Origin of the sequence: Paenibacillus sp. FSL K6-0108 (assembly GCF_045040695.1) — a bacterium.
Lineage (GTDB): Bacteria > Bacillota > Bacilli > Paenibacillales > Paenibacillaceae > Paenibacillus > Paenibacillus pabuli_B.
The window spans coordinates 4502303-4522488 of record NZ_CP150288.1; the positions used below are offsets into that span (position 1 = coordinate 4502303).

Below are 20186 nucleotides of genomic sequence, written 5' to 3' on the forward strand. Positions count from 1 at the left end.
CGGCATTCAGCCATCTCAACATAAAAGGGCTGGAACAGGGGATAACCCCCGCTCCAACCTTTTTATTCTTACCTGCTTACGGCTCAATCCCCCAAACCAGTTGACCGTTAATATACCCGGTAACCTGCTCGTTGTTTGCATACTGGGTACTCGATGCCTTAAACGAGTAATCGTTAGCCTGGTTGTAATTGGACCAGTTGTTTTTAGAGAATCGTGCTTGAATTTCTGCGCTTTGTCCAGCATTAAGCGTTCCGGCAGAACTCGTAAAACCAACTTCCAAAACATAATCCGCTCCGGCAACTGGAGTTGCCAATTTAACAAATTTGCTGGTTACATTTGCACTCCCGATACTGGCCCAGTCAGACCAGAAGCTTTGTGCTTCTTCCCCGTCAATTGTATAGTAATACCTTATTTTCACATCACTTAATTGAATCGCCGAATTACCGTTGTTCACTACTTTAAATTTAGGTGAGATTCCGTTGGTGGACGCACTCGTATTGCCATTGTATGCCTGAATCGTCAGGTTGCCTGAAGGCACAGGCACGCTGGTATCCACTACGTTTACTGTAAGAACAGCGTTATTTCCTCCGTTAAAATGAAAGGTTATCGCATTCTGACCTAGGGGCAGCGTGGAAAGATAGGATTTACGCAGAACGATTGCCGTGCTTGATGCCGTATAATCCTGGCCCGAAACAAGTGTATAGTTTCCATTCGTTATGTTTGTAAGCTGTTTTCCGTTTAAGGTGAGGGTCAAGGAAACATCCTGCGCCAGATTCGCTGCTTTATCAAATGTTGCATTCACGGGAGAAATCACAGCGCTTGCGCTTGGTGTTGAATCGATAATTTTAATTTTCAAACAGGATCTTGTCCTTGGTTAAAATCAAAGACGATGGAATGTTCGCCAACCGATAGTCCGGCCAGGAATTCTTTTTTCAACAGCACGCTACTTCCGCTTAACGTATAATCCTGATTTGCAGTCAATACTGTTGTACCTACTCGGAGAGCGGTTAACGTATTACCGTTAAAATTCACGTTTATGGCTTTGTCGCTTTGAGTGGTCGTGTTTTTGTCGAATTCAACGGTTGTAGGGGTGATGGACGCGTTTGGTGTTGGATTGTTTACCTTCAAATTGGGCAGCTCATCCAGCGTAATCACATAATCACTTTGATAAAGCGTTTTCAGAGTTGCCGGATAATTAAAGGCCGAACTCATGAGATGCTCACCATACCATGGGCAGAAATAGAGCCACCCCGATTTCTCCTCTGTCAGATTCTGTACACTTGGGACGGTGTCGTTCTCTGTCATGGCTACCATTTTCTTGCCGTCCGTTAAGTCAACCAGTTGATAGAAGATCGAAGTAATGGCATCCTCATTTGGTACGCCGGACAAACCGTCATTGCGGTTGTAAATCGTATTATATTTATCGTAACCGACAATATCTACCTGATCGTCGCCAGGATACCATGCAGGAGAAGTGTTATACACGTAGCTGTTGTAAGTCCAAATCAAATTGTGCAAACCGTACGTTTCAGTAAGTTCAGTATAGAGCATATTCCACAGTTGTTTGTACACATCCGCACCTGCGGAAGCCCACCAGAACCACGCGCCTTCCCCATTCAACCCACCGTTGCCCTCTGCCTCATGATAAGGCCGGAAAAGAACAGGTACATTGTTATCTTGCAAAATCAGCAGTTGTTCCGCTAGATCGTCAATCGTACTCATGACGTATTGATATTCTTTCGTACCAGGAATTACGGCTTTAGCTGTATTAAAATTGGTTTCTGTTGGCTTATAGGTAGCCTCCTTCCAATCCACGTGATCCCCGAGCTGATAAGTCGTGAAATTTCGAGGCACATTGATATGCCAGGAAGCTGTCGCGATTCCATCCCGGTTATTCACCCAGTCGATCATCCGATCAGTGGTGCCGTCTTCCCATCCGTAGAGCGGATTATAGTTCATAAAATCAAAGCCGCGGATCGCCGGATACTTCCCGGTTAAATTATGAATCCATTCAAACTCCAACTCTGTATTGCCATCATTACCACCTCCGTAAATCTCCTGCTGGCCAGAGATAATATGGTTACCATACACGTCCGTTAAATAATTCATCAGAAGCTGCGTTTCCGGTGTGGCTTGGGAATCAGTAAGTACAGGCTGAACATCCAGCGGGTCCAGGTTGGCATAATCCACAGTGAAGGTGTCGAAATACGCGAATCCCCAACCAGCCTTCAGTTGAATCGTGTTGCTTCCCTGGTTCAGCTTGTGATAACCAAAATTGAAATCAGACCATGTTGTTGTGTAGGGCAGCATATAAGACCCTTTAGTAACACCATTAACGGATAGATATTGAAGTCGGCCGTCAGCACTTAACTCCTGCATGTATCGGGTGGAGATGGTATACATGCCCGTTTCCGGTACTGTTACAGTAAAGGTTATCGTGCCGGAATTCTGCATCCAGACAAATCCACTTCCTGAAAATCCGGGCTTGGGTTGCCCGTAAATTTCGGTCGTCACTTGAAGATCGGAGGAAAGTAAAGCGTTTTCGCTTTCGATCGTGAAAAGTGGTGAATCGGCATGAACGGGTCCTGTCATCCATCCAAGAAACAGAGTCAATGCCAGCATTAATACGCCTGTCTTTTTGAGCAAAATCTTCATTATCATCTTCCTTCCCATTTTAAAATATGATAAAGAATGATTCCTCTGTTCACTCATGATGGCGCTTTCATTGTAAACATAGCATATGTATCAATTTTTGCAAATATATGGACGAAAAAAATATTTAATTGGGCAATTAAGGTTCCTTCAGCAGCTATATTCTACTGCCGGAGGGCTCATATATCCTCTATATTTGTACTACCAGGAAAAGAACTTGGAACGATAAAAAAAGCCGCAATTTTGCGGCTTTCAATATGTTTTTCCATTCACTTCCTGCAAATTTAATCCTCTTATTGGGCGGTGTAACCACCATCCACGATTAGACTATTTCCTGTCATATAGGATGAATCATCGCTAGCTAGGAACAGTACGGCTTTGGCCATTTCATCTGCTTGACCGAGCCGCTTCATTGGTGTTGCCGAAGAAAGAGCCTGTTTGCTCTCTTCTGGAATAATCGGTGTATCGATGAAGCCTGGGCAAAGTGCGTTCACCCGAATATTTTTCTCAGCATACTCCAGCGCGAGCGAACGAGTCAGATTCACGACGCCACCTTTTGCTGCATTGTAGGCTGCGGAACCAGGTGAACCAACCCATCCGTACATAGAAGCCGTGTTGACGATAGTCCCTCCTCCAATTTTAAGCATTTCTCGGATCGATTCACGTGCGACCAAGAATACGCCGTCCAGATCCACATTCACCGTATTGCGCCATTCAGCATAGTCAAGCTCATGCGAAGGATGAACACGCCCGATTCCTGCATTGTTAAATACGATATCCACTTTACCGAAAACCTCTACGGTTTTTTTGAAAATCTCACCAACCTCTTGTTCACTTGTGATGTTCGCTTTAATAAAGAGAGCGTCAGCTTTAAGCGCTTTCAGTTCTTGCTCAAACGCCTTACCTTTTTCTTCATTCAGGTCTACCAAGACCACTTTGGCCCCTTCGGAAACGAATAAACGTGCGGTCGCTGCGCCGATTCCGGATGCCCCTCCTGTAATAACTGCCACTTTGTCTTGAAGTTTGCCCATGATTAAATCCTCCAGTATACTATTTTGAATAGCACCTATTCGCATATGTGCTATATGACGTTTACAAATATAATTGTATGCTTAAAATTGTAACAATCCAATCATTAAGATAAGTTAATATGTCTACTACATAGACACTTGGTTAAACAATGTCTATTTTATAGGAGTTTTTATGTATGAATGATGAACAAATTATGAAATCTCAACAGCGCAATCGAACCGAGGAGCATCTTAAAAACGCTCTGACCCAGATCATTAAGAAAAAAGGCTATCATGCCGTTTCTGTCAAGGATATCGTTGATCAGGCGGGTTACAATCGCAGTACATTTTACTTACATTATCAAGATAAATTCGTGCTCGCCGAAGACTTGTTGAATACGAAGCTAGAAGGTCTGAGACTCGCCGTAGGCAAGCCTTATTCTCACGGTCAAAAGGTCTTCACCAACAAGCTTAATTTTGAATCCTTTCAAATCGTCGATTATGTCTATGAAAACCGAGACTTCTTCGAACTGATTCGATATGATGACACGTTACCAGGTCTGCATACAGGTTTCCCACAGACAATCCTGAAAATCTATGAGGAGCAGTTTATTTTCGAGACGATCAACGATATCCCTGTTAACATGGAGTATTTTAAGTACTACACGGCTTACGGCTTTTTTGGGATATTAAACAATTGGATATTAAGCGGTTTTCTCGAATCGCGTGATATGTTTATTAAAAACGTGATCGAACTGTCAAAAACACATATTTATTCTTTTCATTATGTGGGGGACAAGTTGGAGTGATTGTACCGATGAACTTTTACGTTGACATCAATCAGCATCATCTCGGGCTTCTCCGCTTCTCCTCCGTTCAGTAATTGATGTATTGTTGGTTGTGCCAGTAGATTAGTTAAAACAAGCTGCTCCGTACACCGCAGGAGCTAAAGGATAACTGAAGAGGTAAACGACTGATACACATCGCTGGAAAGAATTAATCAATAATCGTTGTTTTCTGTGGGTTATCCAAAAATTGAAACATCGTTTGGATCTGAGCAGGTGTATTCCTTTCCAGGGAGTGTGTAGGGATTTCTTCTCTATTAAAGAAGCCTACCTCTAGGGTCTCAACGCCCCCTTTAGGTTCACCTGCTGCAATTTCACATTGAATAAACATTTTATATACATGATATTGTTCTGGTGGATGATTATGAAACTTCTTATCCAGTACAGCAAGTACTCGTTTTGGAGTAGTAATGTACCCCGATTCTTCCTCTATTTCTTTTACGACTACTTCTGAAGGGGAATAACCAATGTCAGCCCATCCACCTGGCAAAGCCCATGCATTGTCAGCCTTTTCTCTTACCAAGAGTATCTTATCATTCTGAAAAACAACAGCTTGAATTCTCTTAACTCATTCCAGCCATTCAATGCCTGAATTCATTGTACTCTCCACCTACCTTATATAATTAGACAACAAATTAAGAACCAGCGATACCAGAAAAGGAACTATAAACGTTACTACAACTTATTGCTTTAAAGTATCTTGGTAAAACTCACTTATTTTCCAGTATAGATTATAATTGGTAGCCAACTCAATTCAAAAATTAAAACATGGCGCACAAGGTTTAGTTGTACGCCATGTTTTATGAAATATTAATGCAATGCTCCTATGATTGGATAGATGGGGCTTCTTAAATTGAAATTGTAGTTCAGGTCTACAATCCCTACGACTTCGCTGTTATCGTATAGATCTAACATGAAACCTGCCATTTCTTTGGCGGTGTGGTATTTAGACATGTTTGCTTTGTAATCAAATTCTTCTGTATCTAAAGATTTCTTCACGAATTCCGTTTCCGTTATAGCTGGAGCCAGGACCTTTGCTTTTAGTTTTGCACCTTTTATTTCAAGTTCTTTGGCAAGCCCTTCTGTAAAAGCACTAACATAATACTTAGATGCCGAGTAAGCAACACTTCCAACCGCAATGGCATATCCAAGTGCGGATGCAACGTTAATTAACTGGGTTCCTTCGACGTCCGCATAATCCCGCACATATAATGTGGAAAGGATCGTCAAGGATTCAATATTCACACGCAGCATGGTTTCAACTTTGTCCAGATTCTGTTCTGCTACAAAAGAACCTTCACCCAGGCCCGCATTGTTAATCCAGGTCTCAATTTGGTATTCCTTGAGTGTGTTATACAGCGTGTATGCTTGACTTGTATCCGATAGATCACTTGTATGAACAATAACATTTACAGACGGATCGTTATTCTGAATGGTTGATTTGAGCTCTTCTAATTTGTCCAATCTTCTAGCTACCAAGATTAAATTTTTGCCTCGTGCCGCAAACGCCAATGCTGTCTCATATCCAATCCCTGAACTTGCACCTGTAATAACGGTATATTTCATCCTATTTTCTCCTTCTCAACATGTATTTTAGTGTAGATAAGCTTTCAAAATTAATTTAGAACGATCGTTCTTAATAGTGCAAAAAAACAATCAGATCTAACTTGCTATTTAGAATAGCATTTCTAGAACGAACAGTAAAGAATTATTTTCTGATTCATATTTAATGTCGCTTGAACAGGGAACATTAATCTTTCCAGACATGCGATACAAGTTCTCCACAACGTTAAGAGGACAAGAACCTGTATCACTAAAACAAATCATCCTTTATGAAGGCAAATCCTTTTGTTTGTCATATTGTAATCTTCTATCAGTCTAAGACGGATAATGTCACATCCATTATATTTTTTAATTTTTGCTGATCCGTAGTGGTCTTAACTAACGTACGTATCCCCACCCAAGCATTCATTAAATAGTGAGAAATAACTACAGGGTCAACGTTTGCCTTAATTTCACCCTTTTGTTGGCCTTCCCGAACAAGGTTTCTCAAGAATTCCTCCGTTCGCAAATAACTCTCATTGACCAAAGAGGAAACTTCAGGGTCCAATACGCCCAGTTCCACGCCTGAGTTTACAAGAAAACAGCCTAAAGGCTGACCTTCATTTCTTATGGTTGACTCAAACAAAGCCCGAATAATCTCTTTAATTGGTTTCTGTGTATCAATCAAAAAGCTCATTTTGTTGGTCTGCTTCGTTTCATATCGTTCAAGAGCTTTCATAAATAGAGCATGTTTATCCCCAAACGTATCATAAATACTTCGGCGGTGGATGCCCATAAATTCAACCAAATCCTGCATTGAAGTTTTCTCATATCCTTGAGTCCAGAACAATTGTATGGCTTTATCTAATACTTCATTCACTTCAAATTCTTTGGATCTTGCCATTGTCATCACCTCGAATAATCATTATACATTGAAGTGAACCATCGGCAAACTGGAAATGAACAAATGGATAGATTACAGGGATGACATGCGCAAAAGAAGATTTATTTATTTATTTATTTTTTTGTTTATTTATTCGCAAGATGATCATCCATAGCTTGAACAGCTAATTCGAATGCTTTAATTCTTTTTCTTAAAAGCGTCTTTTGAGGGCTACCCGCTTTTGACTTATTATAACTGTTCTCAAGTGACGGGAATAAACCCATCAGAACATTGCGAGCTTCTGCTAACTCTTCCTTGGTGTAATGATGAGCTCCTTGATTCCAGGCCTTTTCCAGCATCGCTAAGCCGACGTATAAGGCGTTGAGGCGTTTCTTAATTAGAGTCGTGTTGTTACCTTTCTGGATTAAATTAGTCAAGGCATTTTCCGATTTGCGAATTGTCGATTGGAAGGCTTGGATGGATTCCAATTTTTCTTCATCTGATATATTTTCCATGCGATGCTGTCCTCTCCTTTTCTCATGCATACAACTAATTTACATGCCCAACAAGATGTAATCAATATTATAATGTGCCAAAAAATACTACCAGTTTCAATGATTAACTATCGATCTCACCATACTGGACTAATAAAAAAAGAAATCCCGCCCTAGACATTTTCGTCCAAAACGGGATGCATATCATCATTTACTCGTTTGCGTTTTCCTTGGTCACCAGCTTCAATTCAGCCGGAATTGATTTCTCTACCTGCTTGCCACCCAGCACATCCAAAGCAGCTTGCACCGCCAGCTGGCCAATCAGTACGGGCTGTTGAGCGACTGTTGCCGTCAGCTTTCCGTCTTTAATGGATTTGATCGCATCATCGTTGCCGTCAAATCCAATTACGGGAATGTCTTTACCAGAACTTTGAATCGCTTCGATCGCACCCAGTGCCATCTCGTCGTTATGGGCAAATACCGCCTGTACATCAGGATTGCCCTGCAGCAGATTCTCCATGACATTCAAACCTTTGGAGCGATCAAAATCGGCAGACTGCTTTGCAACCACATGGAGTTTTTGATCAGCAATCTCGTGAAAACCTTTCCCCCGCTCTCTTGTTGCGGAGGCTCCCGGTACACCCTCAAGTTCGATCACCTTTGCTCCTTCGCCAAGATGTTCTACGAAATATTCCGCCGCCATTTGCCCACCTTTGACGTTATCGGATGCGACCAATGCGGCCACGTCGCCTTTGTCGGCCGAACGGTCAAGTGTAATCACAGGAATACCCACACTATTAGCCGATTGTACAGCCGTAGAGATTGCCGCGGAATCCGCAGGGTTAATCAGAAGGGCATCCACGCCCTGTTGAATCAGGTCGTCCACATCATTCGTTTGTTTGGCTGAATCATTTTGAGCGTCAACTACGATGACCTGAATTCCTTGCTTTTTGGCTTCTGCAGTAACCCCGTCTTTGAGGGAAACAAAGAATGGATTATTCAACGTGGAGACCGACAGGCCGATTTTTTTCTGTCCACTGCTTCCGGCAGAGTCTGGCTTGGCCCAACCCGGAGGCTCCAGAGAGCATCCTGCCAGAACGATCATCATTACGCTTACAAGCAATATGGTTAGTTTTTTCATGTTCGCTTCTCTCCTTAAGCCGTTTTCTTGCGGTCCAACAGGACAGCGATGGCAATAACGACGCCTTTTACAACCATTTGATAAAACGAGTTCACTCCGAGCAGGTTCAAACCATTGTTCAACACGCCGATGATCAATACCCCGATCAATGTACCGACGATCCGTCCTCTACCACCTGACAGGCTTGTTCCACCCAGAACTACAGCAGCAATGGCGTCCAGCTCATATGAAGTACCTGCTGTTGGCTGCGCGGAATTCAAACGGGAGGTCAGAATTGCACCTGCCAGCGCTGACAGCATACCTACCAGGGAGTAAATCATGATTTTTACGCGGTGAACTTTAATACCTGAGATAATGGATGCTTTCTCATTGCCACCAAGCGCGTACGTTTTACGACCGAAGGACGTTTTGTGCAATATCGTCCACAGAATTACGAAGGTAATCAGCATTGTGATCGCTGGCACCGGGATGCCAAGCATATAACCACGACCGAACAGTTGGAACAGCAGGCTGTCGCCCAACCCTGTAATCGGGTTACCGTTCGTATACACCAGCGTCAAACCCCGGAATACCGTCATCGTTGCCAATGTAGCAATAAAAGGAGCCATCTTCCCCTTCGTAATCATCAATCCGTTCACCATACCCATAACACCGCCGAGGGCAACCCCGATAATGATCGACAGAATCGGATCCAGACCTGAAAGCATCATATTGGCTACAAAGGCGCTGGATAGAGCAAGTATAGAACCCACCGACAAATCAATGCCGCCAGTCAGAATAACAAATGTCATGCCAAAAGCAATCAGCGCGTTAATCGAAACCTGACGCAATAAATTCAGAATATTAAGCGGTTCCAAAAAGCTTGGATTCAATACCGATACGATGATAATCAGAATGATCAGTCCGAGCAGCGGACCCAATTTCTGTGTCAGATTCGTCAAGCGGAAGCCGCTTTTGGCGGATTGGTTTTCCTGCAAAGTTGTCATATCATTGTCCCCCTGTAGCCATTGTCATAATGTTTTCCTGTGTTGCTTCTTCTTTTGTCAGTTCACCGCTAATACGTCCCTCATGCACAACCGCTATTCGATCACTCATGCCGAGAACTTCAGGCAGTTCGGAAGATACCATAATAATTGCAACTCCGCGGTCTGTCAGCTCGTTCATCAACTGATAAATCTCCCGTTTGGCCCCAACATCGACGCCACGTGTCGGCTCATCCAGGATAAGCACACTCGGGCCAATACCGACCCATTTAGCGATAACCACCTTCTGTTGGTTGCCTCCTGACAGGTTTCGTACCGCCGTTTCGGATGATTGCGTCTTGATTTGCAAACGTTTGATGAGCGTATCAACGAATTCCTGTTCTTTGTGGGTCGAGATAAATCCTTTGCTTGAGAAGCTGAACAGATTTGGTAACGCCATGTTCTCGCGAATGGAGAAATCTAATACCAACCCTTCATCCTTCCGGTCTTCGGTAATAAATCCAATTCCATGTTTAACCGCATCGGCAGGTTTCCGAATGTGAACCTTTTTGCCTCGAATCATAATTTCGCCACCGTCCAGAGGTTCCAAACCGAAGATTGCCCGCATGATCTCTGTTCGTCCAGAACCCATCAACCCGGAGAAACCGAGGATTTCGCCTGCTCTCACCGTAAAGCTAATATTTTGGAACAATCCTTTGCTGCTGGCGTCCCGTACCTCCAGGACTACTTCACCATACGAAGGATATCGTGCCGGATATCGCTCCGTAAGCTCACGTCCGACCATCTTCCGCACAACTTCGTCAAAACTTGTCTCCGGAATCGACTTCGTATCTACCGTTTTGCCGTCACGCATGATCGTAATTCGGTCACAAATCGTGAAAATTTCCTCCATCCGGTGCGAAATATATACGATGGACACGCCGTTTTTCTTGAGTGAAGCAATCACGCCAAACAACTTCTGTATCTCTCGCTCCGTAAGCGCCGCTGTCGGCTCATCCATAATGATGACTTTGGCGTCGGTCATTAGCGCCTTGGCAATTTCAATCATCTGCTGCTGACCGACAGAGCATTCTCCAGCAGGACGGTCCAGTGGAATTTGCACGGATAGCTTTGCAAACTGCTCTTGGGCAAGCGCTTTCATTTGTCTTGTGTTCAGCAATCCAAAAGACGAAGTTATTTCTTTACCTATGAAGAGATTATCAAGCACCGTCATTTCCGGCCAAACGTTCAACTCTTGGTGGATAAAAGCAAGACCCATCTTCTCAGCTTCCTTTGGATTGGCAAAATAGGTTTCTTTGCCGTCAATGGAGATGGTTCCCTGATCCCGCCCATGGAGACCGATCAAAATGTTCATTAGCGTGGATTTGCCGGCCCCGTTCTCTCCCATCAGGGCATGAACCTCGCCTTCCTTCAGTTCGAAATCCACCCCGCTCAACACCTGGTTGGTGCCAAACGCTTTATATATATCTTGCATCTGAATATGCATAATACCGTCCCCCTTTTAACCGAAAATGACGCCCGATTGTAAAATGCAATTGGCATACGGCGTAGCTTCGCCCGTACGAATGACCACTTTGGCATTACGGGTCATTGCCTTAAATTGTTCATGATTAATGGAAACGTCAACGGCTTCATCGCCAAATTTCTCGGTAATAAATTGCAATGCCTCTGGATTCCCTGCCTTGATCTCAGTTGCCAAAATCACTCTCTCAACGACCATATCGTCCGCAATAAGCTCCACGATCTCTTGAAAACTTGGTGTTCCCAGTTTCAAGGACAAGTCGATTTTGGGCACCCCTTCTGGAACCGGGAGGCCAGCATCCGCGATAACTATCGTGTCCGTATGACCCAAATCAGATAACACCTTGGAGATGTGACTGTTCAATATACCCAGCTTTTTCATTTCAGGCTTTCCTCCACTTCATCCCGTGTCGGCATGCCTCCTTGTGCGCCGAATTTGGTCACGGATAGCGATGCAGCCCGGTTGGCGAATCTAATGCTGTCTTGCAGCGGTTTTCCTTCCGCCAGAGCGACCGCAAATGCGGCGTTAAACGTATCACCCGCTCCGGTTGTATCCACTGGTTCCACTTTGTAAGTAGGTACAACGATTTCCCGCTCTCCGTCAAAGTACCGAACTCCGTTGCTGCCCTCTGTAATAAACAACTTGTTTGGATATTTGCGCAGCGCCTCTGCCGGGGTCATCCCCTCAAACAAAATCTCGGCCTCATGCTCGTTCGGCGTGATATAAGCAGCTTTGTTGATGACCTCATCCGGTACTTTTCTGGCCGGAGCTGGATTCAACAAAAGAGGGGTTCCGCTATAGGCGCAAATTTCGCTGACACGAACAACGGTTTCCTCCGAGACTTCTTGTTGGATCAGCACAATATCGGCACTTTTGATTACTTCTGCTGCTTCATTGACATACGCGGGTGTAACTTCGCGATTTGCCGCCTCAACGAACACAATACTATTATCACCTTCTGCTAGCACGATATGAGCCGTGCCGCTTTCCATATGTGTAACCGGTTTCACATTTTGCGTATTTACGTGATTTTCTTTGAAATTATTTAAAATGGCCGTACCGAACGCATCATCGCCTACCCGGCCGATCATCGTAACTTCGGCTCCCAGCCTTGCTGCAGCGACTGCCTGATTTGCTCCTTTGCCCCCCGGCACTGTTTTGAAGCTGTCGCCAAGGACGGTTTCACCCGCCCCTGGCCGTCTTGAGGAAGTGACAACCAGATCCATGGAGCTGCTTCCAATTACGCATATTTTAGCCATTCGAATTCACCTTTCTTGTTGTGCCCCGTTCAATGAAACTGACAGGCAATTGTATGTGTTTGTTTTCGATGTGAGCTTGTTCCACAAGTTTGATTAGCAAACCGGCGGCTTCTCTTCCCATCTCGTATGCCGGTTGGCGAATGGTCGACAAGGCGGGCGATAGCAGGCTGCTCATTGGGATATCGTCGAAGCCAATAATCTGCATATCTTCCGGAACTTTTTTTCCGATTCGCAATGCCTCGTGCAGCACCGCCATAGCCGCGATATCATTACTCGCAATAACTCCATCCGTATCACCGTACTTGCTAAAAAGCTCATCCGCCCATAAGCCAACATCATTAAAGGAAAAGGATGTCGTTTGGATGACGCGGTAATCCAGACCGGCCTCAAGTATGCTCTCGATTGCACCTTCAAAACGATCCTGCGCAGGTTTGATATGTGCCGGTCCCTGCATAACCGTAATTCGGCGGCTTCCGCGTTTGATGATCTCCCGCGCAGCCAGGCGCCCACCCTCTCTGCCATCCGCATATACCGAGGGACTGTCCAGCGGCGTCCTGTCCAGAAACACCACAGGGATCTTCAAGTTCTCATATATTGAAGAATGAGGGTAATTCGTTGAAGAGATTACGCCCACCACATTGTTCTGGATAAAAGTCTGGATGTAATCCTTTTCCTTCTGTTCATCCTCATCACTATTTCCGAAAATCAGTCTGAACTCCTGCTCCTGCATCCGGTCCTCTACACCACGTGCAAGCTGCGGAAAGTAAGGGTTTGCAATATCCGGTAGCAGCAGGCCAATCAGTTTGGACTTACGTTTGTATAAAGAGCGGGCCACTTCATTGGGAGAGAAGCTAAGCTGCTTAACTGCTTCCTCCACTTTCTTGCGAGTGTCCGCGTGAACATAACCTCTTTCATTAATGACTCTTGATACAGTGGCTACCGAAACGCCAGCCAGATTAGCTACATCTTTAATCGTTGTCATGAACGTTCACTCCTAATGTGTAACCGGTTACAGATATGAAAATATCACATTTATTTAAATTTGACAATCCTTTTATGACTGGAAATTTATCCTAGTCATCAGATAAAGACCTAATTAAGACAGTAACACTATGCCATAGCGTCACCTTGAACCAATCTATATATTCAATCAAAATTAACAACTTCCTTCGAGGGTGAACTGTAACATGGATACTAAATCAATGCGTAGCATGGTTATAATAGAACATTTAAGATGCATGCTTTAGTTGGCAAGGCTTGCCTTAAATTCGACCTATCCATTAGATTAGATATTGGAGGTGTAGATCATTGAAATTTAACGAGTATGTTAAAGGCAAGTCTTATAGAACAGAATCTATTCAATTGTCGAAGAAGGATATTATTGATTTTGCGAAATTTTATGATCCTCAATATATGCATATTGACGAAACAAAAGCCAAAGAAGGCCGCTTTGGCAGCCTCATTGCTTCAGGTATGCAGACAATGAACACGTCTTTCAAGCTTTGGGTGGAACTAGGGTTATATGGAGAAGATATTGTTGCAGGAACGGGCATGAATCACATAAAGTTCATCAAACCTGTGTTCCCAGATGATGAAATTCATGTTCTAGCCGAAGTAGTTGATTTGGCTCCAAAAAGGAATTATGGTGGTATCGTTACCGTATTGCTTACTACTTTTAATCAACATAATGAAAAGGTCTTTCAGGCAGAATTAAGTGCTCTGATTAGTAATTGAATTTGTACGATAAGGTTTCGTTAGGATATTGAAAATAAAACCGACCGCACATCAGGCCTGATGTACGGTCGGTTGCTACACAATTTTAGTCATGCACCATTACAAAATTTCGATGTACCCTTCTGTTCCATGTACCCGAATTTGCTGACCATCTTTTATTCGTTGGGTTGCATTTCCCACTCCGACAATGGCTGGCAACCCATATTCACGTGCAATCACTGCACCATGGGTCATCAATCCACCCACTTCGGTGACTAGACCTTTAATAGATACGAATAAGGGTGTCCAGCTCGGATCCGTATAGGGAGTGACTAGTATATCTCCATCTTCCAGATCAGCATCTTCAATATTGAAGATGACACGTGCTCGTCCCTCTACGACTCCGGAAGAAACAGGCAAGCCTACAATAGCATTCGCTGGCAGATTTTCACGTTGGTACTGCCCTGCTATGATTTCACCATCAGACGTGATCACACGAGGTGGAGTTAGTTTTTCATAAAATCTATAATCTTCTTTCCGTTTAGTGATGAGTTTTCCATCCAATTTATTGCTTCGTACAACTTCACGAAGTTCTTCAAAAGTCAGATAGAATATATCCTCTTTTTCAGTAATAACGCCCACTTGTACAAGTCGTTCGGCTTCTTTCAATAAAGCCTGCTTGTATACAAAGTAACGGTTGATCATGCCGTATTTGGGATATTCCCGATAACCGATGAAATTACGAACCAGGTCGATCATTCGTTTCGTTTCCTGGGCTTTATGTTCACCATCAGGCAATAGTTTTAATTGATCCAAAACTTCCTGTTCTTTCTTCAACGCTTCCTGTCGCCCTTGCTCAAATTTCCGTTGGCTTTCATTAGGTTCAAAGTTCTTGATATTACCCAGAATCATTGGCACAAGCGTAATGGGTTTTTCACTCCAACGGGTTCTGGTCAGATCAATTTCTCCGGCACAACGCATTCCATATTTGTCCAGATAATCCTGAATGGCACCCCGTGCTTCCTGTCCGCCCTCCATCTTACCTAGCTCATCCAAAAAGTTATCCTCTTTAACATGCTGTAAATAAGCAATAACTTCCGGATACGGACGAATCACATCTGCAACATCGAGTAACGCCAAACCCATTTCTGAAGTGATATTGTTAGGTACAGATTGAGAGAGCGTATCTGCTGCATTTTTCTCACCTAACCACTCTTTTATGTTTTCATTGATCCATGCTGAAGCCTTCATGGCAGTCATAAACACATTTGAACTTCGTGGGTTCGATAGAAATTTCTTCAATTCTTGGAGATCTTCAAGGATAAAATCAAACAATTGCAACCCAGATTTCTTTTGGATGCTACGTTTCAGCTTTTCTATCGAGTCTTGATTGCTCTTAATTAAATCAGAGACAATAGTTGAATCATTTTCAATATCTGCTTGAAAAGTCTTAGACGCGCCCAGTTTATTGTTAGTAGGAGGACTTGATGCTGTCTCATCAGCAGGTACCAATTTTATAAAATTCTCTCGCTTGAGTATGGTTGTAAGTGCGTCCTTAAGGAGCGGATCGGATTGTTCCATGGTATTTATGAAGTTTTCTCTCATGACAGGCGAAGCCAGCCTAGCCGTAATATCAACAAACAATCTTCCACCAGCTATACGCATAGGTGCCGGAGTCGTTAATAGAAAGAAAGATAAGCCCAGAGGTTTCATGGGATCAGTCATCATTTGTTGATGACCCACAGATAAGTACACATGATTTTCCTGGTCACTCGCTTCAGGGATCGGGTACAACGTTGTGATTGGCCGACTTTGGACAATATAAAACATATCATCCGCCAAACACCATTCGATATCCTGTGGAAAACCAAAATGTGCTTCAATCTGTCTTCCCATGCTTGCCAGTTCTAGAATTTGTTGGTCAGTAAGTGTTTGCGTCTGCTGCAGAACGGGATCGACCTGATGGGTATACGTCCCACCATCTTTCCGTCCATAGATGGCCAACGTTTTGGTGGCTATCCTCTTATCGACAATTTCACCTTCCCGTACCTTATAACAATCGGCAGATACCAAGCCGGACACCAGCGCCTCACCAAGTCCAAAACTGGCGTCGATGGAAAGTAGTTTCCGGTTGGATGTGATCGGATCAGCCGTAAATAAAATCCCTGAGGCCGCCGGGAAAACCATCTTTTGAATGATAACGGATAAATGCACCTGACCATGATCAAATCCATTTTGCATACGATAGATTACCGCGCGATCGGTAAACAGGGAAGCCCAGCATTTGCTAATATGCTGCATGATTGCTTCTTTCCCAATGATATTTAAGTACGTGTCTTGTTGACCAGCAAAAGAGGCATGTGGTAAATCTTCAGCGGTCGCACTGGAACGCACTGCATATGCATGTCCTTCTCCAAATTTGGAGAGATAGTCAGCAACTTCTTTTTCAACATCGGCAGGAATGTCTACGCTCATAATAAGTTCTCTGATCTGTCTGCTGATCTCAACAATTTGCTCTCGTTCATCTACTTTCATCATCGTTAATTGATCCAGCAAAGAATGATACGTTTTGTTTTGTTCTATGGCTTTTTGGTATCCAACGGTTGTCACACAAAATCCTTCGGGAACCACTACTCCTTCAATCTTGGATAACTTCGCTAGATTTAACCCTTTTCCACCAACGAGCGCAAGCTGCAATTTTTCCATTTCCTGAAATCCGATAACCAAAGAACCCATTCATATCTCCCCTAACCGATAAATTGAGAAAAAAACATTTGACAAAGAGTTTACCGCCATGTTATGATTTAAATATAAGATAAGATACTCGTTTCATTTTAAATCAGAAAAGCGTAATCTGATTATATCATTGTGTTTATTTATTTACAATATTGAAGAACCTGGTTAAATCACCAGGTTCTTTTTTGCCTGTCTTCAACTTGAATTCTACGGTCAGCATCTTCTGAATTCCGAATGAAGTCAACAGAAAAAGCAGCCTGCCCTCGAATGAGGTTGGGTTGCTTTTTCCGTTACGGTATTTTCCCAGGAGCGGTAAACTCAAATAGCCATCTTCCCTGTAGTGTCTACGCTTTTTCATTTTTTTGTTACAGCTACTGGCAGTTTGTGATATGGTCAGTGAGGTGCGATCAGCCCGTACACATTTACATATCATGCGAGGAGAAGATTGAAAGTGAATGAGATCAAAGCAATGGAGAAACCGATCAAATTTAGCGATCCTTTATTTGTAACGTTAGTTGCGAGTGTATGTTGCTTGTTATGGGGAAGTGCCTACCCCTTTATTAAGCTTGGATATATTGCTTTTGACATCCTGTCAGAAGATATCCCATCAAAATTTGTATTTGCGGGTTATCGATTTATTTTAGCGGGATTACTGCTTCTGTTTTTGTTTCGTGTCATTACTAAACGGAAATTTGAGCTGTCTAGACGACAATTTTCAAGCTTAGTATTACTTGGTGTGTTCCAAACGGGGCTGCAGTATATGTTTTTTTATGTGGGCGTAGCCAATATAACAGGTGTCAAAGGTTCAATTATGAATGCAACAACGACCTTTTTCAGTGTTGTTCTAGCTCATTTTCTATATAAAAATGATAAACTGAGCAAAAATAAAGTAGTCGGCTGTTTGCTGGGATTTATTGGCGTAATTATTGTTAATTTCCACTCCGATCTGCTGGAGTTCTCCTTCTCTCTCACAGGTGAAGGCTTCGTTATTATTGCGGCTCTTATTTTTTCCATTACGGCCATTTATGCAAAACATTTAACTGGCTCGATCGACGTTCTGGTTATTACCGGATTTAGCCTGTTTGTCGGCGGACTGGCACTCACCCTACTGGGCCTCATGCTCGGGGGTCGGGTTACGCATTTTACACTTGAATCAGCGGGTATCTTGATTTATTTAGTTTTACTTTCATCAGCCGCATTTTGCTTGTGGAATCTGCTTCTGAAATACAACAAAGTTGGGAAAGTATCTGTATATAACTTCCTCATCCCTGTGTTTGGCACACTGCTCTCGGCGTTGTTCTTGGGAGAAACGATTATGGAAGTAAAAAATCTAATCGCATTGCTGTTCGTGTCGATCGGTATTTATATGGTCAATCGAGTAACCTTGTCAAAATAATGTTTTTCTTTCCATACGAATGGGGACTACCCACCTAAGATTTGGTACAAGAAACTTACTCTCTAAATACAAAAAAAGGTCGCTCATTAGCGACCTTTTTTTGTATTTAAGCCTCATCTTTCCGCATTACAAACAGGAATAAACAACATTGCGCAAGCGGCGATGAACATAAGGCTCCTGATTGTTCAACAGGTGCTGTGCATACATGACCGTGAGTTCGGAGTCTGGATCAATGATGGCCATGCAGCCAGCAGCACCACTCCATCCAAATTCACCAAGTGGGCTTAACGAACCGCTTCCTGCTTTGCAGACATGTGTACGTACCCCCAACCCATAACCATACCCGCCCATATGATCCCAGGAGTAATCACCACGGGTCATATCGTTCAGATGGTCTGTGCGCATCAGTTCCACTGAAGCCGGTGACAGAATGCGCACGCCTTCCGGACTGGTTCCGCGTCCAGTCAGCATATTCAGGAACAGCGCATAATCGCTGACGGTGGACAATAGTCCGGCACCGCCGCTCTCTAATTCAGTCCCTACCCGGAATCCGTTCCCATCCATACGAACGGCTTTCTCAAGCTCATCATTGTATGCATACTGCGGGATCAGACGGGCCTGCTGTTCAGCGTTCAGATCAAACGCTGTATCGTTCATACCGAGTGGTTCGGTAATTTCTTCTTGCAGATACGTACCAAAACGTCTGCCACTTACAACTTCCACCAAAGCTCCGAGAACATCATGGCACATGCTGTAGTTCCACTGTGTACCTGGTTCAAACAGAAGCGGTTCCTTGGCGAGCGCTTTCGCGAAATCGCGTGTCGGCAGTTGGCCATTGGTGTTCTTCACGGCTTCCTGAATGCTTGGTGAGCCAATGTCATAGGAGAATCCAGCAGTCATCGTAAACAAGTCACGTACCGTAATCGCTCTTGTAGCTTTTTCCAATCTGAGCTCGCCGTTCGATAAAGTTTTCTTCACCGTCATCTCGGCATATTCCGGCATATAGTCGGAAACCGGATCACTCAGCAGCATTTGCCCTCTCTCTACAAGTTGAAGCGCTGCCACGCAAGTCATAATTTTCGTCATGGAGTAGAGATTAAAGATCGCCCCATCGCCGATTGGCGTTTGCTCCTCCAGATTGGCGTAACCATTCCGGTAACGGAAAACGGTATCATTTTGATGCATCACAAGCACCTCTGCCCACGGAATTCTCCATGACGTAATGCGGTCAATAAAAGTAGCAAGCGGTTTAAAGTCCATACTTCCCCGTCCTTCTATGTAGAATCGTTTATCACTGCACTAAGTGGATCTGTGTTTATGCACATGACCCACATAGTATTAATATACGACCATTCCTATGCATTGACCATATCTAATAGAAAGCAACTTTAAACTATTAGCACAATTTTTAGAATCCGCTATAGGGTTTTGACCATAATAAAATCGATTTGCTCCTCGTCCCCCATGTAAAAAGAGTGTGAACCGGTTTGAACAAACCCCATCTTCCTGTAAAAAGCAATGGCATTGTCATTCTTTTCCCATACTCCGAGCCAGATTTCCTTCTTTTTGTATTCCAATGCGGTCTCCACAGCTTTATTAAGCAAATCTTTACCCAGACCATGCTTTTGGAAATCTTTTCTAATATAAATCCTCTCAATTTCAAGTGAAGCATCACTCATTTTTTCAGATTGGGCACCATCCCTGTTCAACTTTAGATATCCAGCGAGTTCATTGTTGTAGTAGACGAAAAAAATGTCTGAACAGCTATTGGACAGTTCATCCTCCAACTGTTTAGCGTTAAAGGCTCTTTCCAGATAGGCTATCATATTGTCATGAGAATTCTGATCTTTAAAGGTATCGTTGAACGTTTCTATGCTGATCTCTTGTAGTTTTTGTAAATCCTCGCGACTGCACGCTTTTATTTCCACTGTCATTATAATGTATCGCTCCTTCTATGAATCAATAACGTATTTAAAAACAACTCACTTTTTTTGTTGCATATACAACAAT

At 43.4% G+C, this 20186-nt stretch carries 18 protein-coding genes and 1 pseudogene; 3 read left to right on the top strand and 16 right to left on the bottom strand.

Going from position 1 to position 20186, the window contains the following annotated elements:
* Nucleotides 1-76: 76 nt before the first annotated feature.
* Both MHB49_RS20175 and MHB49_RS20180 read right to left on the bottom strand, forming a co-directional pair.
* Nucleotides 77-2655: pseudogene (locus MHB49_RS20175) on the bottom strand (glycosyl hydrolase).
* Nucleotides 2656-2945: 290 nt separating this feature from the next.
* Nucleotides 2946-3683, bottom strand: a complete 738-nt coding sequence (locus MHB49_RS20180) for an SDR family NAD(P)-dependent oxidoreductase (protein WP_405152749.1) — start codon at nucleotides 3681-3683, stop codon at nucleotides 2946-2948.
* A 176-nt stretch (nucleotides 3684-3859) separates the two neighbouring features.
* On the opposite strand from MHB49_RS20180, the gene MHB49_RS20185 reads away from it, so the two are divergent.
* Complete coding sequence (locus tag MHB49_RS20185) at nucleotides 3860-4471, top strand: TetR/AcrR family transcriptional regulator (RefSeq protein ID WP_405152750.1); 612 nt, start codon at nucleotides 3860-3862, stop codon at nucleotides 4469-4471.
* Between the two features lie 187 nt (nucleotides 4472-4658).
* Here the strand turns inward: MHB49_RS20185 and MHB49_RS20190 are convergent, their stop codons facing one another.
* The 10 genes from MHB49_RS20190 to MHB49_RS20235 all read right to left on the bottom strand — a co-directional run bounded on the left by MHB49_RS20190 (nucleotide 4659) and on the right by MHB49_RS20235 (nucleotide 13313).
* Entirely contained in the window at nucleotides 4659-5066 is a 408-nt protein-coding gene (locus tag MHB49_RS20190; RefSeq protein ID WP_405157196.1) for an NUDIX domain-containing protein, read from the bottom strand.
* A gap of 251 nt (nucleotides 5067-5317) precedes the next feature.
* A complete protein-coding gene (locus MHB49_RS20195; RefSeq protein WP_405152751.1) occupies nucleotides 5318-6073 on the bottom strand; it encodes an SDR family NAD(P)-dependent oxidoreductase in 756 nt (251 codons plus the stop codon).
* A 307-nt stretch (nucleotides 6074-6380) separates the two neighbouring features.
* Nucleotides 6381-6953, bottom strand: a complete 573-nt coding sequence (locus MHB49_RS20200; RefSeq protein ID WP_405152752.1) for a TetR/AcrR family transcriptional regulator — start codon at nucleotides 6951-6953, stop codon at nucleotides 6381-6383.
* A gap of 125 nt (nucleotides 6954-7078) precedes the next feature.
* A complete protein-coding gene (locus tag MHB49_RS20205; protein ID WP_405152753.1) occupies nucleotides 7079-7447 on the bottom strand; it encodes a hypothetical protein in 369 nt (122 codons plus the stop codon).
* A 190-nt stretch (nucleotides 7448-7637) separates the two neighbouring features.
* Nucleotides 7638-8567 carry a ribose ABC transporter substrate-binding protein RbsB gene (gene rbsB / locus MHB49_RS20210; RefSeq protein WP_405152754.1) on the bottom strand — a complete coding sequence of 310 codons (930 nt, stop codon included), beginning with the start codon at nucleotides 8565-8567 and terminating at the stop codon, nucleotides 7638-7640.
* Between the two features lie 14 nt (nucleotides 8568-8581).
* Nucleotides 8582-9553: an ABC transporter permease subunit gene (locus MHB49_RS20215; protein ID WP_024633200.1), complete on the bottom strand. Its 972-nt coding sequence runs from the start codon at nucleotides 9551-9553 to the stop codon at nucleotides 8582-8584.
* 1 nt (nucleotide 9554) lies between these two features.
* On the bottom strand, nucleotides 9555-11036 hold the full coding sequence (locus MHB49_RS20220; protein ID WP_405152755.1) for a sugar ABC transporter ATP-binding protein: 1482 nt from the start codon (nucleotides 11034-11036) through the stop codon (nucleotides 9555-9557).
* Nucleotides 11037-11051: 15 nt separating this feature from the next.
* Nucleotides 11052-11453 (bottom strand): D-ribose pyranase, encoded by a 402-nt coding sequence (gene rbsD / locus MHB49_RS20225; RefSeq protein ID WP_405152756.1) that lies wholly within the window; start codon nucleotides 11451-11453, stop codon nucleotides 11052-11054.
* Nucleotides 11450-12331 carry a ribokinase gene (gene rbsK / locus MHB49_RS20230; protein ID WP_247897924.1) on the bottom strand — a complete coding sequence of 294 codons (882 nt, stop codon included), beginning with the start codon at nucleotides 12329-12331 and terminating at the stop codon, nucleotides 11450-11452. Before rbsK ends, rbsD begins: the two co-directional genes overlap by 4 nt.
* A complete protein-coding gene (locus tag MHB49_RS20235) occupies nucleotides 12324-13313 on the bottom strand; it encodes a LacI family DNA-binding transcriptional regulator (RefSeq protein WP_405152757.1) in 990 nt (329 codons plus the stop codon). The genes rbsK and MHB49_RS20235 overlap by 8 nt, the downstream gene beginning before the upstream one ends.
* A 326-nt stretch (nucleotides 13314-13639) precedes the next feature.
* Here MHB49_RS20235 and MHB49_RS20240 point away from each other — a divergent pair, with 326 nt between their 5' ends.
* Nucleotides 13640-14065 carry a MaoC/PaaZ C-terminal domain-containing protein gene (locus MHB49_RS20240; protein ID WP_405152758.1) on the top strand — a complete coding sequence of 142 codons (426 nt, stop codon included), beginning with the start codon at nucleotides 13640-13642 and terminating at the stop codon, nucleotides 14063-14065.
* Between the two features lie 99 nt (nucleotides 14066-14164).
* On the opposite strand, the gene ppsA is transcribed toward MHB49_RS20240, so the two are convergent.
* Together ppsA and MHB49_RS20250 are read right to left on the bottom strand one after the other, a co-directional pair.
* Complete coding sequence (gene ppsA / locus MHB49_RS20245) at nucleotides 14165-16780, bottom strand: phosphoenolpyruvate synthase (RefSeq protein ID WP_405152759.1); 2616 nt, start codon at nucleotides 16778-16780, stop codon at nucleotides 14165-14167.
* A gap of 136 nt (nucleotides 16781-16916) precedes the next feature.
* Nucleotides 16917-17102: a hypothetical protein gene (locus MHB49_RS20250; RefSeq protein ID WP_405152760.1), complete on the bottom strand. Its 186-nt coding sequence runs from the start codon at nucleotides 17100-17102 to the stop codon at nucleotides 16917-16919.
* Between the two features lie 129 nt (nucleotides 17103-17231).
* On the opposite strand from MHB49_RS20250, the gene MHB49_RS20255 reads away from it, so the two are divergent.
* Nucleotides 17232-18176, top strand: a complete 945-nt coding sequence (locus MHB49_RS20255; protein WP_405152761.1) for a DMT family transporter — start codon at nucleotides 17232-17234, stop codon at nucleotides 18174-18176.
* A 126-nt stretch (nucleotides 18177-18302) separates the two neighbouring features.
* Here the strand turns inward: MHB49_RS20255 and MHB49_RS20260 are convergent, their stop codons facing one another.
* The gene (locus MHB49_RS20260; protein ID WP_405152762.1) at nucleotides 18303-19436 is read right to left on the bottom strand and encodes a serine hydrolase domain-containing protein; all 1134 of its coding nucleotides are present in this window, start codon (nucleotides 19434-19436) and stop codon (nucleotides 18303-18305) included.
* Nucleotides 19437-19594: 158 nt separating this feature from the next.
* Nucleotides 19595-20110, bottom strand: coding sequence for a GNAT family N-acetyltransferase (locus MHB49_RS20265; RefSeq protein ID WP_405152763.1), 516 nt, complete (start codon nucleotides 20108-20110; stop codon nucleotides 19595-19597).
* Between the last annotated feature and the right edge of the window lie 76 nt (nucleotides 20111-20186).

Excerpts from the sequence above, each read along its gene's own strand:
- ppsA (WP_405152759.1), bottom strand. The coding sequence starts at position 16,780 with ATGGGTTCTTTGGTTATCGGATTTCAGGAAATGGAAAAATTGCAGCTT.
- MHB49_RS20200 (WP_405152752.1), bottom strand. The coding sequence starts at position 6,953 with ATGGCAAGATCCAAAGAATTTGAAGTGAATGAAGTATTAGATAAAGCC.
- MHB49_RS20235 (WP_405152757.1), bottom strand. The coding sequence starts at position 13,313 with ATGACAACGATTAAAGATGTAGCTAATCTGGCTGGCGTTTCGGTAGCC.
- MHB49_RS20220 (WP_405152755.1), bottom strand. The coding sequence starts at position 11,036 with ATGCATATTCAGATGCAAGATATATATAAAGCGTTTGGCACCAACCAG.
- MHB49_RS20195 (WP_405152751.1), bottom strand. The coding sequence starts at position 6,073 with ATGAAATATACCGTTATTACAGGTGCAAGTTCAGGGATTGGATATGAG.
- MHB49_RS20260 (WP_405152762.1), bottom strand. The coding sequence starts at position 19,436 with ATGGACTTTAAACCGCTTGCTACTTTTATTGACCGCATTACGTCATGG.
- MHB49_RS20215 (WP_024633200.1), bottom strand. The coding sequence starts at position 9,553 with ATGACAACTTTGCAGGAAAACCAATCCGCCAAAAGCGGCTTCCGCTTG.
- MHB49_RS20265 (WP_405152763.1), bottom strand. The coding sequence starts at position 20,110 with ATGACAGTGGAAATAAAAGCGTGCAGTCGCGAGGATTTACAAAAACTA.
- rbsK (WP_247897924.1), bottom strand. The coding sequence starts at position 12,331 with ATGGCTAAAATATGCGTAATTGGAAGCAGCTCCATGGATCTGGTTGTC.
- MHB49_RS20180 (WP_405152749.1), bottom strand. The coding sequence starts at position 3,683 with ATGGGCAAACTTCAAGACAAAGTGGCAGTTATTACAGGAGGGGCATCC.
- rbsD (WP_405152756.1), bottom strand. The coding sequence starts at position 11,453 with ATGAAAAAGCTGGGTATATTGAACAGTCACATCTCCAAGGTGTTATCT.
- MHB49_RS20185 (WP_405152750.1), top strand. The coding sequence starts at position 3,860 with ATGAATGATGAACAAATTATGAAATCTCAACAGCGCAATCGAACCGAG.
- MHB49_RS20205 (WP_405152753.1), bottom strand. The coding sequence starts at position 7,447 with ATGGAAAATATATCAGATGAAGAAAAATTGGAATCCATCCAAGCCTTC.
- rbsB (WP_405152754.1), bottom strand. The coding sequence starts at position 8,567 with ATGAAAAAACTAACCATATTGCTTGTAAGCGTAATGATGATCGTTCTG.